Annotated in this window: 1 protein-coding gene (cut by a window edge); it reads left to right on the top strand. The window is 63.8% G+C overall.

What is annotated here, in order from left to right; all coding sequences use genetic code 11:
• The first annotated feature begins 121 nt into the window (after window positions 1-121).
• Window positions 122-16,847: the 5' portion of a non-ribosomal peptide synthase/polyketide synthase gene (locus tag AC1RMX_RS20455; protein ID WP_493072859.1), read on the top strand. The gene runs 239 nt beyond the window's last position; only the first 16,726 of its 16,965 coding nucleotides appear in the window; its start codon is at window positions 122-124; its stop codon lies beyond the right edge, outside the window.

Here is a 16,847-nt window from a genome sequence, read left to right as displayed (position 1 = left end):
AAATCCCCGCTGCACCTCCCTTCTGATAGTTCTTCTCAATCGCTAATTTTTCCGCTTTGCATTCGTTTTATAGGGACGACGTGCCTTTGTGCTGCCAGCCTACTGATTCGGATACCAAGAAATGAATGCTGAAGACTCCTTGAAACTTGCTCGCCGGTTTATCGGGTTGCCCCTGGAAAAGCGCCAGATGTTCCTCGCGGCCCTGCACAAGGAGGGCGTGGATTTCGCCCGTTTTCCGATTCCCCAAGGGGTCGAGGCCGATGATCGGCAGGCGCTGTCCTACGCGCAGCAGCGCATGTGGTTCCTCTGGCAACTGGACCCGCACGGCGGCGCCTACAACTTGCCGGGCGCGGTGCGCCTGACGGGGCGCTTGAGCCTGACTGCGCTCGAGGCGGCGTTTGCCAGCCTGGTGGCGCGTCACGAAACCCTGCGCACGGTGTTCCAGCGACAGGCGGACGACAGTCTGCTGCAAGTGCCGGCCGAAGCGCCGCTGGTGATCGAACACGTAGATTTCAGCGGTCTCGCCGCGCCCGAGCGGGAAGCCGCGGTAGCCGACGCCGCTCAGCAACAATCCTTGCAGCCATTCGATCTGGCCGTCGGCCCGCTGCTGCGGGTCAAGTTGCTCAAGCTCGACGAACAGGAGCACGTGCTGCTGCTGACCTTGCACCACATCGTTTCCGATGGCTGGTCGATGAACGTGCTGATCGACGAATTCATCCGTTGCTATGACGCCCATGAAGCCGGGCAGTCGCCGCAACTGGCGCCGTTGCCGATCCAGTACAGCGACTACGCACTGTGGCAGCGCCGCTGGCTGGAAGCGGGCGAACAGGCGCGGCAACTGGAATACTGGCAGGCGCAACTGGGCGATGAGCACCCGGTGCTGGAGCTGCCAACCGATCACCCGCGCCCGGCAATGCCGAGCTATCGCGGTACGCGTTACGAATTCGCCATCGACGGCGCGCTGGCGGAACAACTGCGCAGCAGTGCCCAACAGCACAACATCACCTTGTTCATGTTGCTGCTCGGCGCTTTCAACGTGCTGCTGCATCGCTACACCGGGCAGTCGGACATTCGCGTCGGCGTGCCGATCGCCAACCGCAACCGGGGTGAAATCGAAGGCCTGATCGGCTTCTTCGTCAACACCCAGGTATTGCGTACCGAACTGGACGGGCAGACGCGCGTCGGCGATCTGCTGCGCGCCGTCAAAGAGACCGCACTCGGTGCTCAGGCTCATCAGGACTTGCCGTTCGAGCGGCTGGTCGAAGCGCTGAAACTGGAACGCAGCCTCAGCCACACGCCGCTGTTTCAGGTGATGTACAACCATCAGCCGCAAGTCGCCGACATCAGCACGGTGAGCACCGCGTCCGGGCTGGAACTGGGCGTCATCGAATGGCAGGGGCGCACCACGCAATTCGATCTGACCCTGGACACCTACGAGAAGGGCGGCAGGCTGCACGCCGCGCTGACCTACGCCAACGATCTGTTCGACCCGCAGACCATCGCGCGCATGGCGCAGCACTGGCTGAACCTGCTGCGTGGCATGGTGCAGAACAGCAATCAGCGCATCAGCGATCTGCCGCTGCTGGAAGCGGCCGAATACCAACGCATGGTGTTCGACTGGAACAGCGCGCAGGCCAGCACTGCCGAGGCGTCGAGCATCCATCGCTTGATCGAGCAACAAGTTACCGCCCAGCCGGACGCGCTGGCCGTGACCTTTGGCGAGCAAACCTTCACCTACGCCGAGATCGATGCGCGGGCCAATGCGCTGGCGCACAAACTGATCGAATGCGGCGTCGGCCCGGAAGTCCGGGTCGGCGTTGCCATGCAGCGTTCCGACAGCTTGCTGGTGGCATTGCTGGCCGTGCTCAAGGCCGGCGGCGCCTACGTGCCGCTGGACCCGGATTACCCGGCCGACCGCGTCGCCTACATGCTTGAAGACAGTCGCGCGCTGGTGCTGCTGACCGAGCACGCCGTGGCCGAGACGCTCTCCGTCAGCGCCGACACCCAGGTGCTGTTGCTGGACCGGATCGGCGCAGAACTGGCGGCGTATCCATCCAGTGCGCCCGTCACGGCGGTGACGCCGGACAACCTCGCCTACGTGATCTACACCTCGGGATCCACCGGCAAGCCGAAAGGCGTGGCCATCGCGCACCGCAACGTGCAGGCCTTGATCGACTGGTCGCGCACGGTCTACAGCCGCGATGACATTCAAGGTGTGCTGGCGTCGACGTCGGTGTGTTTCGACCTGTCCGTGTGGGAGCTGTTTGTCACCCTCGCCAACGGCGGCTCGGTGATCATCGCGCGCAATGCCCTGGAGCTGCCGCAACTGCCGGCACGCGATCAGGTGCGGTTGATCAACACCGTGCCTTCGGCGATCAATGCCTTGCAGCGCGACGGTGCGATCCCGTCGAGCGTGCGCATCATCAACCTCGCGGGTGAACCGCTGAAGCAAAGCCTGGTCGAGGCGCTGTATCAACAGGCCAGCGTCGAACATGTCTACGACCTGTACGGGCCGTCGGAAGACACCACGTATTCCACCTGGACCCGTCGTGCAGCGGGCGGTACGCCGAGCATCGGTCGTCCACTGACCGGCACCGCCAGTTACCTGCTGGACGCCGATCTGCAACCAGTGCCGCAAGGCGCAGCTGCCGAACTGTATCTGGCGGGTGCCGGTATTACCCGTGGCTATCTGGGCCGCGCGGCGATGACCGCCGAGAAGTACGTGCCCAATCCATTCGCCAACAACGGCGAGCGGCTGTACCGCACCGGCGACTTGACCCGTTATCAGGCCGATGGCGCGCTGCAATACGTCGGCCGGATCGACCACCAGGTGAAGGTGCGCGGTTTCCGCATCGAGCTCGGCGAAATCGAAGCGCGGTTGTTGCAACAGGACGCGGTGCGTGAGCTGGCGGTGCTGGCTCAGGAGGGCGCCAGCGGCCAACAATTGGTGGCCTACATCGTGCCGACCGACACGGCCGTGCTGGCGGCGGATGCCGATGCCCAGGCGAGCCTGCGCGAAACCCTGAAAGCAGCGTTGCGCCAACATTTGCCGGACTACATGGTGCCGGCGTATCTGCTGTTCCTCGAACAACTGCCGCTGACGCCCAACGGCAAACTCGATCGCAAAGCGCTGCCGGCCGTCGATGGCAGCCAGCAACAACGCGAACACGTGGCGCCACGCAGCGCACTGGAAAAAGCCCTGGCGGCGATCTGGCAGGACGTGTTGTCGATTGAAAACGTCGGCCTCGAAGACAACTTCTTCGAACTGGGCGGCGACTCCATCGTATCGATGCAAGTGGTCAGCCGCGCCCGTCAGGCCGGGATCGTGCTGAGCCCCAAAGAACTGTTCCAGCACCAGACCATCCGCAGCCTCGCGCAAGTCGCCCGTCAGGGTCAGCAGACCTTGATCGAACAAGGCCCGGCCGTGGGCGCCGTGGCGCTGGCGCCAGTGCAGCAGTGGTTCTTCGAGCAAGACATTCCTCAGCGTCAGCACTGGAACCAATCGCTGTTGCTGACGGCGCAACAGCCTGTGGACGCTGGCGCGCTGGATCGCGCGCTGAGCCAGTTGCTCAACCATCACGATGCGCTGCGCTTGCGCTACGAATCGACTGCCGAGGGTTGGCAGCAGGCGTATGCCGCGGCAACCGGCGAGTCGGTGTTGTGGCAGCGCAACGCGCAATCGCTGGAAGACCTCAAGGCCTTGTGCGACGAAGCCCAGCGCAGCCTGGACCTGAGCAACGGCCCTTTGCTGCGCGCAATGCTGGTGAATTTGGCCGATGGCAGCCAGCGTTTGCTGCTGGTCGCGCATCACCTGGTGATCGACGGTGTGTCGTGGCGCGTTTTGCTGGAAGACTTGCAAGCCGCTTACACCCAGTCCCTGAGCGGCGCGGCGAGCGCCTTGCCAGGCAAGACCAGTTCGTATCAGCAGTGGGTTGCACGCCTGCAAGGGCACCTGCCGACTTTCGCCGAAAGCCTCGATTACTGGCAGGCGCAACTGCGTGACGCACCGCATGTCGAACTGCCTTGCGAGCGTCCTGACGGCACACTGGAAAACCGTTTCGAAGACAAGGTCGAGCTCAAGCTCAGCGCCGAGCAAACCCGCAAGTTGCTGCAACAGGCGCCGGCGGCCTATCGCACCCAGGTCAACGACCTGCTGCTGACCGTGCTGGCCCGCGTGGTCTGCCGCTGGAGCGGCCAGGCCAGCACCCTGATTCAACTGGAAGGTCACGGTCGCGAAGACCTGTTCGATGACGTCGACCTGACCCGCACCCTTGGCTGGTTCACCAGCCTGTTCCCGGTCAATCTGCGCCCGGCGGACAACCTGGGCGCTTCGATCAAAGCCATCAAGGAACAACTGCGTGCCGTGCCGGACAAAGGCCTGAGCTACGGCGCACTGCGTTATCTGGCGGACGCGCAAACGGCGGCGTCGCTGAACAGCGACGTCAAACCGCGCATCACCTTCAACTACCTCGGCCAGTTCGACCGTCAGTTCGATGAGGCGGCACTGTTTGTGCCGTCCGGTGAGGGTGGCGGTGCGGCGCAGGATCCATCGGCGCCGCTGGCCAACTGGCTGACCGTTGAAGGCCAGGTTTACGGTGGCGAGCTGGCGCTGAACTGGGGCTTCAGCCGTGAGATGTTCGACGCGGCGACCGTGCAGCAACTGGCGGATCAATACGCCCTTGAACTCAACGCTTTGATCGACCATTGCTGTGCGCTCGAAGCGCCGCAAGCGACACCGTCGGACTTCCCGCTGGCGCGCGTGACGCAGGCGCAACTCGATGCGCTGCCGGTGCCGGCCGGTGAGCTGGACGATCTCTATCCGCTGTCGCCGATGCAACAGGGTCTGCTGTTCCATACCCTGTACGAGCAAGCAGCGGGCGAGTACATCAACCAGATGCGCGTCGACGTTCAAGGCATCGATCCACAGCGTTTCCGCGATGCGTGGCAGGCCACCGTCGATGCCCAGGACATCCTGCGCAGCGGGTTTGTCTGGCAGGGCGAGCTGGCCGAGCCGGTGCAAATCGTCCACAAGCAGGTACAGTTGCCGTTCACTGCGCTGGACTGGCGCTCCCGTGACGATCAGCCACAAGCCCTCGCGGCGCTGGCCGATGCCGAGCGCCAACAAGGCTTCGACCTGACCTGCGCGCCGCTGCTGCGTCTGGTGCTGGTGCAGACCGGCGCCGAGCAGTGGCACCTGATCTACACCCATCACCACATCCTGATGGATGGCTGGAGCAACTCGCAGTTGCTCGGCGAAGTGTTGCAGCGTTACAGCGGGCAGATTCCGGCGAATACCGGCGGACGCTATCGCGACTACATCGCCTGGCTGCAACGTCAGGACGCTCAAGTCAGCGAAAACTTCTGGGGCGAGCAACTGGCCGCCCTGCAAGAGCCGACCCGTCTGGCCCGCGTGGCCTCGACCAGCGACAGCCAGAGCGGTCACGGCGATCACTTCCAGACCCTCGACGTGGCGCAAACCCGTGTGCTGGAAACCTTCGCCCGCCAGCAGAAAGTCACCGTCAACACCTTGATCCAGGCCGCGTGGCTGCTGTTGCTGCAACGCTACACCGGTCACGAAGCCGTGGCGTTCGGAGCCACGGTTGCCGGGCGTCCGGCGGACCTGCCGGGCATCGAGCAGCAAGTTGGATTGTTCATCAATACCTTGCCGGTGATTGGTGCGCCGCGTCCCGATCAGAGCGTGGGCCACTGGCTGCAAGCCGTGCAGGCGCAAAACCTCGGCCTGCGCGATTTCGAGCACACGCCGCTGGCGGACATTCAGCGTTGGGCCGGGCAGGGCGGTGAAGCGCTGTTCGACAACATTCTGGTGTTCGAAAACTACCCGATTGCCCAGGCCCTGAAGCAAGGCGCCGATCAGGGCGTGGTGTTCGGCGAAGTCGCCAACCTGGAACAGACCCACTATGCGTTGAGCGTCGCCGTCACCCTCGGTGAGCAACTGGCGCTGCACTACAGCTTCGACCGTGGCCATTTCGCCCACGCTGCCATCGAAGGCATCAGCGCGCACCTGCTGCAATTGCTTGAGCAGTTTGCTGTGTCCGCCGAGCGCAGCCTCGGTGAAATCGCCCTGGCCGACGCCGGCGAACACGCCCGCCAACACGCCGATAACCACCCGCAGCCGTACCCGGTGGACATCGCTGTACACCAGCGGATCAGCGCCCTGGCCGCCGAGCGTCCGCAGCGCACCGCGGTGATTTTCAACGGTCAGCACTTCAGCTATGGCGAGATCGATCAGCGCGCCAATCAACTGGCCCACGCGCTGATTGCCCGCGGTGTCGGTGCCGAAACCCGGGTCGGCGTGGCCTTGCCGCGCAGCGAAGCGGTGATTGTTGCCTTGCTGGCCGTGCTCAAGGCAGGCGGTGCTTATGTGCCGCTGGACACCAGTTATCCGCGCGAGCGTCTGGCGTACCTGATCGAGGATTCGGGGCTGGCGTTGCTGATCAGCGATTCGTCGGTGTCGGCGCAATTGCCGGTCGCCGAATCGGTGCCGGTGCTGGAACTGGACCGCCTCGACTTGCGCGAGTGGCCGATCAAGGCACCGCAGGTGCAGCTCGATCCGGACAACCTCGCCTACGTGATCTACACCTCCGGTTCCACCGGCAATCCGAAGGGCGTCAGCGTTGCCCACGGCCCGTTGGCGATGCACTGCCAGGCCATCGGTCAGCGTTATGAAATGCGTGACAGCGACTGCGAATTCCACTTCATGTCGTTCGCCTTCGACGGTGCCCACGAGCGCTGGCTGACCAGCCTGACCCACGGTGCCTCGCTGCTGATCCGCGACGACACGCTGTGGACCCCGGAACAGACTTACAACGCGATGCGCGAACACGGTGTGACCGTGGTTGCGTTCCCGCCGGTGTACTTGCAACAACTGGCCGAACACGCCGAGCGCGAGGGCAACCCACCCAAGGTGCGTATCTACTGCTTCGGCGGTGACGCGGTGCCGAGCGCCAGTTTCGAACGGGTCAAACGCGCCCTCGATCCGGACTACATCATCAACGGTTACGGGCCGACCGAAACCGTGGTCACGCCGCTGATCTGGAAGGCCGGTCGCGAAGTGCCGTGCGGTGCGGCCTACGCGCCGATCGGCAGCCGTATCGGCGACCGCAGCGCCTATGTGCTCGACGCCGATCTGAACCTGTTGCCGCAAGGCATGGCCGGTGAGTTGTACCTCGGCGGCACGGGTCTGGCGCGCGGTTACCTCAATCGTCCGGGGCTGACCGCCGAGCGTTTTGTCGCGGATCCGTTCAGCCACACCGGTGGTTTGCTGTACCGCACCGGCGACCTGGTGCGCCAGCGTGCCGACGGCACCTTCGACTACCTGGATCGCATCGACAATCAGGTGAAGATCCGTGGTTTCCGGATCGAACTGGGGGAAATCGAAGCCTGCCTGCAAGCCCTCGACGGCGTGCGTGAAGCGGTGGTCGTGGCGCAGGAAGGCAGCGCCGGCAGCGGCAAGCGTCTGGTGGCCTACGTGGTCGGTGATTCGGCGCGCGAAGATTTCGCCGAAGACCTGCGTGAGCAACTCAAAGCCACACTGCCGGCGCATATGGTGCCGGCCTACGTGCTGCGTCTGGAACGCATGCCACTGACGCCGAACGGCAAACTCGACCGCAAGAACCTGCCGAAACCGGATGTCAGCCAACTGCAACAAGCCTACGTCGCGCCGCAAACCGTGCTGGAGCAACAACTGGCGACGATCTGGCAGGACGTGCTGAAACTTCAGCAGGTGGGTGTCAGCGACAACTTCTTCGAACTGGGTGGCGATTCGATCATCTCGATCCAGGTGGTCAGCCGTGCGCGGCAGGCCGGGATCCGCTTCACGCCGAAAGACTTGTTCCAGCACCAGACCATCGCTGCACTGGCGGCGGTGGCCAAGGTGGGCGAGCAGGCGCAAGCCATCGATCAGGGCCCGGTGACTGGTGCGCTGCCGTTGCTGGCGGTGCAACAGGCCTTCTTCGAACAGGACATCCCTGAGCGTCAGCACTGGAACCAGGCGGTGATGCTCAAGCCGACTCAGCCGTTGCAAGCAGCGGCACTGGAGCAGGCGCTGGAATCGCTGGTCGCGCATCACGATGGTTTGCGCCTGAGTTTCGTCGAGCAGGCCGATGGCTGGCACGCCGAGTACCGTGGCGTCGACAGCCGCAACGATGCTCTTCTGTGGACGGTCGATGTGGCCGATGCCGCCGCGCTGGAAGCGGTGGCCAACGAGGCGCAACGCAGCCTCGATCTGCAAGCCGGGCCGCTGCTGCGTGCGGTGCTGGCAAACCTCGACGACGGCAGCCAGCGGTTGTTGCTGGCGATCCATCACCTGGTGGTGGACGGCGTGTCGTGGCGGATTCTGTTCGATGATCTGCAAAGCGCTTACCGGCAGATCGCAGCGGGCGAACCCCTGCAATTGCCGGCGAAAACCAGCGCCGCCAAGGCTTGGGCCGAACACCTGCAAACCTACGCCCGCAGCAGCGAGCTGCGCTCCGAGCTGGCGTACTGGCAGGACCAGCTTCAAGGTGCCGATGTCGCGCTGCCGCTGGACAACGCCGACGGTGGTCTGCAAAACCGTCATGCGCTGACCGTGCGCACCCGTCTGGACAAGGCCCTGACCCGTCAGTTGCTGCAGGACGCTCCGGCGGCCTATCGCACCCAGGTCAATGACTTGCTGTTGACCGCACTGGCCCGCGTGATGGTGCGCTGGACCGGCGCCGACAGTGCGTTGATTCAACTCGAAGGCCATGGCCGTGAAGAGCTGTTCGACAGCATCGACCTGACCCGCACCGTGGGCTGGTTCACCACGGTGTACCCGGCCAAACTGACGCCGGTTGCAGAGCTGGGTGCGTCGCTGAAACAGATCAAGGAACAACTGCGCGCGATCCCCAACAAGGGCATCGGTTTCGGTGCGCTGGCGTATCTGGGCGAGGACGCTGATCGCGCCTCTCTCGCGCAGCTGCCGGTTCCGCGCCTGACCTTCAACTACCTGGGTCAGTTCGACGGCAGCTTCGACGCAGCCGACGGCGCGCTGTTCGTGCCATCCAGCGAAGCGGCGGGCGATGAGCTGGATGCCAATGCGCCGCTGGCCAACCAGTTGGCGCTCAACGGCCAGGTGTATGGCGGCGAGCTGAACCTGGGCTGGACGTTCAGCCATGAGATGTTCGATGAGGCAACGATTCAGCGTCTGGCCGATGATTACGCCCAGGAGCTGCAAGCGCTGATCGCGCATTGCTGCCAGGCCGATCATCACGGTGTCACGCCGTCGGACTTCCCGCTGGTACGTTTGAGCCAGGCTCAACTGGACGGCTTGCCGCTGGCGCCACAGCTGATCGAAGACGTTTATCCGCTGTCGCCGATGCAGCAGGGCATGCTGTTCCACGCGGTGTATGAAGAATCCACCGGCAACTACATCAACCAGATGCGCCTGGACGTCGAAGGCCTCGACCCCGAGCGTTTCCATCAGGCCTGGCAGGCCGCCGTCGATGCGCACGACATTCTGCGTACGCGGTTCGTCTGGCAGGGCGAGCTGGATGCGCCGGTGCAAGTGGTCAGCAAGCACGCGCAAATGCCTTACAGCCTGCACGACTGGCGCGCGCAGCCGCAGCGAGAAGACGCGTTGCAGACCCTGGCCGACGCCGAGCGTCAGAGCCTGGACCTGAATGCGTCGACCCTGCTGCGTCTGGTGATCGTGCGTATCGATGACCAGCGTCATCACCTGATCTACACCAACCACCACATCCTGATGGACGGCTGGAGCAACTCGCAGTTGCTCGGTGAAGTGCTGCAGCGCTACAGCGGCAAGTTCAGTGCCGCACACGCGGGTCGCTACGGCGATTACATCGGCTGGCTGCAGCGTCAGGACGCGGCGGCGAGCGAAGCGTTCTGGCTGCCGGCGTTGCGCACGCTGGACGAGCCGACGCGACTGGCTCACGCCATCGCCCGGCCGAAAGATGCGCCGGTGGTGCAAGGTTACGGCGACCATTATCGCGTGCTCGACAGCGAGCAGACCGCTCGCCTGGGTGAGTTCGCCCGTGCTTCCAAAGTCACCGTCAACACCCTCGTCCAGGCGGCATGGCTGCTGGTGCTGCAACGCTACACCGGCAAGGCCAGCATCGCGTTCGGCGCCACCGTGGCGGGGCGTCCGGCAGACTTGCCGGGGATCGAGCAACAGATCGGTCTGTTCATCAACACCTTGCCGGTGATCGCCAGCCCACGGCCCGAGCAATCGCTCGGCAGCTGGCTGCAAGCGGTGCAGGCGGAAAACCTCGCGCTGCGCGAGTTCGAACACACCGCGCTGTTCGATATCCAGCGTTGGGCCGGGCAGGGCGGTGAAGCGCTGTTCGACAACATTCTGGTGTTCGAGAACTATCCGATTGCCCAGGCGCTGGAGCAGGGCGCACCGCAAGGCCTGCGCTTCGGCCCGGTGGCCAACCACGAACAGACCAACTACCCGCTGACTCTGGGCGTAAGCCTGGAAGGCACGCTGGAAGTGCATTACAGCTTTGACCGCGAACACTTTGCCGACGCCACCGTCGAGCAACTGGGCGCTCAGTTGAACCACGTGCTGATGCAGATGGCCGGCGGTTCCGATCAACGTTGCCTGGGCGACCTGCAACTGCTCGACGCGGCTGCACGGGAGCTGGCGCTCAATGATTGGGGTTATTGCGCAGGGCACTACCCAACTGCGCTGCACGTGCATCAATTGTTCGAACAGCAAGTGCAACGGGCGCCGGATCAGGTCGCGCTGTACTTTGCCGATCAGCGTCTGACGTACGCCGAACTCAATCAGCAGGCCAACCGTCTGGCGCACACCTTGCGTCAGCGCGGCGTCGGTCCTGACGTACTGGTGGGGATCGCGGTCGAGCGTTCGCTGGAGATGATTGTCAGCCTGCTGGCGGTGCTCAAGGCTGGCGGTGCTTACGTGCCGCTGGACCCGCAATACCCGAGTGATCGCCTGACCTGCATGATCGAAGACAGCGGCCTGCTGCTGTTGCTGAGCCAGAGCCATTTGCTGGAGCGTCTGCCGCAGGTCGCAGGCGTCGAGGTGCTGTGTGTTGATCGTCAACCAGAGCAGCTCGAAAGCGCTGATCTGCCGAACCTGACCCTGGCCGATAACCTCGCGTACGTGATGTTCACCTCGGGCTCGACCGGACGTCCGAAAGGCGTGGGGATCAATCAGGCGTCGCTGACCAAGCACGCCTATGTGACCGTGGACCTGATGGCATTGACCGCGCAGGACTGCGTGCTGCAATTCTCGACGTTCAACTTCGACGGTTTCGTCGAGCAGCTGTACCCGGCGCTGATCACCGGTGCTTCGGTCGTGCTGCGCGGCACCGCGATCTGGGACAGCGAAACCCTTTACACCGAGATGCTCGACAAGCGCATCAGCGTGATCGACCTGACCACCGCCTACTGGGGCATGCTGGCCAAGGACTTCGCCGAAGTCGGCCCGCGTGACTACGGCGTGTTGCGTCAGGTGCATGCCGGCGGTGAAGCGATGCCGCCCGAAGGCATGGCGGCCTGGAACAAGGCCGGTCTGGCCCACGTTCGTTTGCTCAATACCTACGGTCCGACCGAAGCCACCGTGACCGCCACGTCGCTGGATTGCGGTGACTACGTGACCGGTGCCGAGCCGACGCCATCGACCTTGCCGATCGGTTCGGCGTTGCCGGGCCGTTCCATCTACCTGCTGGACATCGCCGGCCAACCAGTGCCGGTGGGCGCGGTGGGCGAGCTGATGATCGGCGGCGAATTGCTCGCTCGCGGTTATTTCAACCGTCCGGACCTGAGCGCCGAGCGCTTCATGCCGGATCCGTTCTCGGTGCAGCCGGGCGCACGTCTGTATCGCACCGGTGACCTGGCGCGGTTCCGTGCCGACGGGGTGATCGAGTACATCGGGCGTGTCGACCATCAGGTGAAGATTCGTGGTTTCCGTATCGAACTCGGTGAAATCGAAGCGCGTCTGCTGGATGCCCAGACCGTCCGCGAAACACTGGTGATGGCAGTGGCCGGGCCAAGCGGTCAGCAACTGGTGGCCTACGTGGTGCCGACCGACGCCGAACCGGTCATGGCCGACAACGATCTGCAAAGCGAACTGCGCCGAGCATTGCGCGAGCAGCTTCAGCAAACCTTGCCGGACTACATGGTGCCGACGCACCTGTTGTTCCTGGCGAAAATGCCGCTGTCACCCAACGGCAAGCTTGATCGCCACGCGTTGCCGAAACCCGATGCAGCGCAGGCGCAGCAGGATTACCTGGCCGCCACCAATGCCGCCGAGCAAACGCTGGTGGACATCTGGCAAGCGGTGCTGGGCCTGGCGCAAATCGGTGTGACCGACAACTTCTTCGAACTGGGCGGTGATTCGATCGTCTCGATTCAAGTGGTCAGCCGCGCCCGTCAGGCGGGTATTCATTTCAGTCCGAAAGACCTGTTCCAGCACCAGACCATTCAAGGTCTGGCCAGTGTCGCGCGGGTCGGCGAGGGCGGATTTGTCATCGACCAGTCGCCGGTCACCGGTGCATCGCTGTTGCTGCCGGCGCAGTTGCAGTTCTTCGAAGAAGACGTGGCCGAGCCGCATCACTGGAACCAGTCGGTGCTGCTCAACACCTCGCAGACCCTGGACGCCGGGCATCTGAAGGCCGCCCTCGACGCGTTGATCGAACACCACGATGCACTGCGCTTGTCGTTTGCGTCTGTCGATGGCCAATGGGTCGCGCAACACTTGGCGGTCGGCGAGCAGCCGGAGGATCTGCTGTGGCAAACCCAGGTCGCAGACGCCGCAGAACTCGAAGCGCTGGGCCTTGAAGCGCAACGCAGTCTCGCCCTCGGCGGGCCGTTGTTGCGCGCCGTACTGGCGACGCTGGCGGACGGCACTCAGCGGCTGTTGCTGGTGATTCATCACCTGGTGGTCGACGGTGTTTCGTGGCGTGTTCTGCTGGAAGACCTGCAAGGGCTTTACCAGCAAATCAGCAGCGCTCAGCCGGTGAAACTGCCGGCCCGGACCAGCGCGTTCAAAACCTGGGCTGAGCGCCTGCATGCTTATGCGAGCAGTGAAGCGCTGCTGGCCGAGCAACCTTACTGGCTCGAACAGCTGCAAAATGTATCCAGCCAGTTGCCGGTGGATCACGCCGACGGCAGCTTGCAGAGCCGTCATGAACACACGGTGCAGACCCGACTCGGTGCGGACCTGACCCGGAAACTGCTGCAAGACGCGCCAGCGGCCTATCGCACCCAGGTCAACGACCTGTTGCTGACCGCACTGGCACGGGTGATCAGCCGTTGGACCGGTGAGGATTCGACGCTGATTCAGCTCGAAGGCCATGGCCGCGAAGACCTGTTCGCCGACATCGACCTGAGCCGCAGTGTCGGCTGGTTCACCAGCCTGTTCCCGGTCAAGCTGACTGCCAGCGCCGAGCTCGGCGCTTCGCTCAAAGCGGTCAAGGAACAACTGCGCGCCATCCCGAACAAAGGCATCGGCTTCGGTGTACTGCGTTATCTGGGCAGCGACGCGGTCCGTGAAACCCTGCGTGCCTTGCCGCAACCGGCGATCACCTTCAACTACCTCGGGCAGTTCGACAGCAGCTTCGATGCTGGGCAGGCAGCCCTGTTTACGCCGTCCAGTGAAGCACGCGGTGCGGAGCAGAGCCTGGACGCCTTGCTCAGCAGCCCGTTGACCCTCAACGGCGGCATTTACGGTGGCGAATTCAGCCTCGGCTGGACCTTCAGTGAGCGCATGTTCGAGCGCGGTACCGTTCAAGCCCTGGCCGACGATTACGCGCAGGAACTGGCGGCACTGATCGAACATTGCTGCCGCGACGGCGTGCACGGTGTGACACCGTCGGACTTCCCGCTGGCACCGCTGAGCCAGACACAACTCGATGGGTTGCCGCTGCCGGCGTCGTTGATCGAAGACATCTACCCGCTGTCGCCGATGCAGCAAGGCATGCTGTTCCACACGCTGTACGAGGAAGAGGCGGGCGATTACATCAATCAGACCCGCGCCGATGTGCAGGGCCTGGATGTCGAGCGCTTCCGTGCCGCCTGGCAGGCAGCGTTGCAGGCGCATGACGTGCTGCGCAGCGGTTTCCTGTGGCAGGGCGAACGCCCGGTGCAGGTGGTGCACAAACAGGTCGAACTGCCGTTCAGCGTGCAGGACTGGCGTGGTCGCCGCGACTATCAGACCGACCTCGACGCACTGGCTGCGCAGGAGCGCAAACAGGGCTTCGAGCTGACTGCCGCGCCGTTGCTGCGCCTGTGTCTGGTGCGCATCGACGATGACACCTATCACCTGATCTACACCAACCATCACATTCTGATGGATGGCTGGGGCAACTCGCAGTTGATGGGCGAAGTGCTGCACCGCTACAGCGGTCAGCCGCTGGCGCAATCGGTGGGGCGTTATCGCGACTACATCGCCTGGCTGCAACGTCAGGACGGCGGCGTCAGCGAGTCCTTCTGGAAAACCCAGTTGGCCGACCTGCAAGAGCCGACCCGCCTGACCCAGGCCATCGCCCGTCGTGATGACCTGATGGCTGTCGCGGGGTATGCCGATCATCAGCGCGTCATGAATGCCGCTGCGACCCGGCAACTGGCCGAGTTCGCCCGCGAGCAGAAAGTCACCCTCAACACCCTGGTGCAAGCGGCGTGGCTGCTGTTGCTGCAACGCTACAGCGGTCAGGACACGGTCGCGTTCGGCGCGACGGTGGCCGGGCGTCCGGCGGATCTCAAAGGCATCGAGCAGCAGATCGGGCTGTTCATCAACACCCTGCCGGTGATCGGCACCCCGCGTGCCGAGCAGAGTGTCGGCCAGTGGCTGCACACCGTGCAGACGCAAAACCTGAGCCTGCGCGAGCACGAACACACGCCGCTGTTCGAGATCCAGCGCTGGGCCGGCAAGGGCGGCGACGCCTTGTTCGACAGCATTCTGGTGTTCGAGAACTACCCGGTGTCCGAGGCCATGCAACAGGGTGCGCCGGCCGGATTGCGCTTCACCGACGTCACCAACCACGAGCAGACCAACTACCCGTTGACCCTCGCCGTGAGCATGGGCGACACCCTGTCGCTGCACTTCAGCTACGGCCGTGCGCATTTTGCCGAAGTCGACATTGCGCGACTGGGCGAACACTTGCACAACCTGCTGACGCAGATGATGCAGGGCGGCGCTCTGGCGTTGGGCCAACTGGAGTTGCTCTCCAGCGACGAGCAACAGCAGCAGGTCGAACAATGGAACGCGACGGTCACCGAGTACCCGCTGTCGCGCAGTGTGCATTCGCTGATTGAGGAACAGGTGCGCGCCACCCCGGACGCCTTGGCGCTGGTGTTTGGTGAACAACGTCTGACTTACGCCCAGCTCAACGCTCGCGCTAATCAGCTGGCAGCGGTGCTGATCGAAAACGGTGTCGGCCCGGAAGTGCTGGTCGGGATCTCGGTCGAGCGCTCGCTGGAAATGGTTGTCGGCCTGCTGGCGATTCTCAAGGCGGGCGGTGCGTATCTGCCGCTGGATCCTGAGTATCCGCAGGATCGTCTGGCCTACATGTTCGAGGACAGCGGGATTGCGCTGTTGCTGACCCAAAGCCATCTGCTGGCGCAACTGCCGGTTCCGGCGGGGCTGCGCAGTCTGGTGCTGGATCAGGAAGGTGACTGGCTGGAAGGCCGCAGCGAGGCCAACCCGGAGCTGAACATCGATCCGGAAAACCTCGCTTACGTGATCTACACCTCCGGCTCGACCGGCAAACCGAAAGGCGCGGGCAATCGTCACTCGGCACTGGTCAACCGCTTGTGCTGGATGCAACAGGCCTATCAGCTGACGGCTGACGACAGCGTGCTGCAAAAGACTCCGTTCAGCTTCGACGTGTCGGTGTGGGAGTTCTTCTGGCCGTTGATGACCGGCTCTTCGTTGGTGGTCGCGGCTCCGGGCGCGCACCGTGATCCGGCGCAACTGATTCAGGTGATCACCGAACAGCGCATCACCACGCTGCACTTCGTGCCATCAATGTTGCAGGCGTTCCTGCAGGATCCGGCGGTGGCCGAATGCACCAGCCTGACGCGGATTGTGTGCAGCGGTGAAGCCCTGCAAGTCGATGCGCAGCAGCAGGTGTTCGCCAAGTTGCCGAACGCCGGGTTGTTCAACCTCTACGGTCCGACTGAAGCAGCGATCGACGTCACCCACTGGACGTGCCGCGACGAAGGTCGCGACAGCGTGCCGATCGGTCAGCCAATCGCGAATCTGAGCACCTACATCCTCGACAACAGCCTGGCGCCGTTGCCGGTCGGTGTGATCGGCGAGTTGTACCTGGGTGGCGAAGGCCTGGCCCGTGGTTATCACCGTCGTCCGTCGCTGACTGCCGAGCGCTTTGTCACCAGTCCGTTCGGTGACGGCCAGCGCCTGTACCGCACCGGTGACCTGGCGCGCTATCGCGCCGACGGTGTGATCGAGTACGCCGGGCGTATGGACCATCAGGTGAAGATCCGTGGTCTGCGCATCGAACTGGGCGAAATCGAAGCGCGTCTGGCCGAACACGATGACGTACGCGAGACCGTGGTCATCGCTCAGGGCGGCTCGTTGCTGGTGGGTTACGTGGTGCCAAACGACGCCCGTCTGGTGGAGGCCGACGAGGCCAGCCGCAGCGAACTGTTCCAGCGGATTAAAGAACACCTCGCCCGGAACGTTCCTGACTATATGGTTCCGCTGCACTGGGTGCTGCTGGCGAAAATGCCGGTCAGCCCGAACGGCAAACTCGAACGCAAGGCACTGCCCAAGTTCGATGCCAGCCAGGCGCAGCAGGCCTTTGTCGCGCCGTCCACTGAACTGCAACAACAAGTGGCGGCCATCTGGCAGGACGTGCTGC

This window comes from Pseudomonas sp. GW822-FHT03F04 (assembly GCF_058801405.1).
The sequence above is the reverse complement of the archived record's forward strand: the minus strand, read 5'-3'. Positions and strand labels throughout refer to the sequence as shown.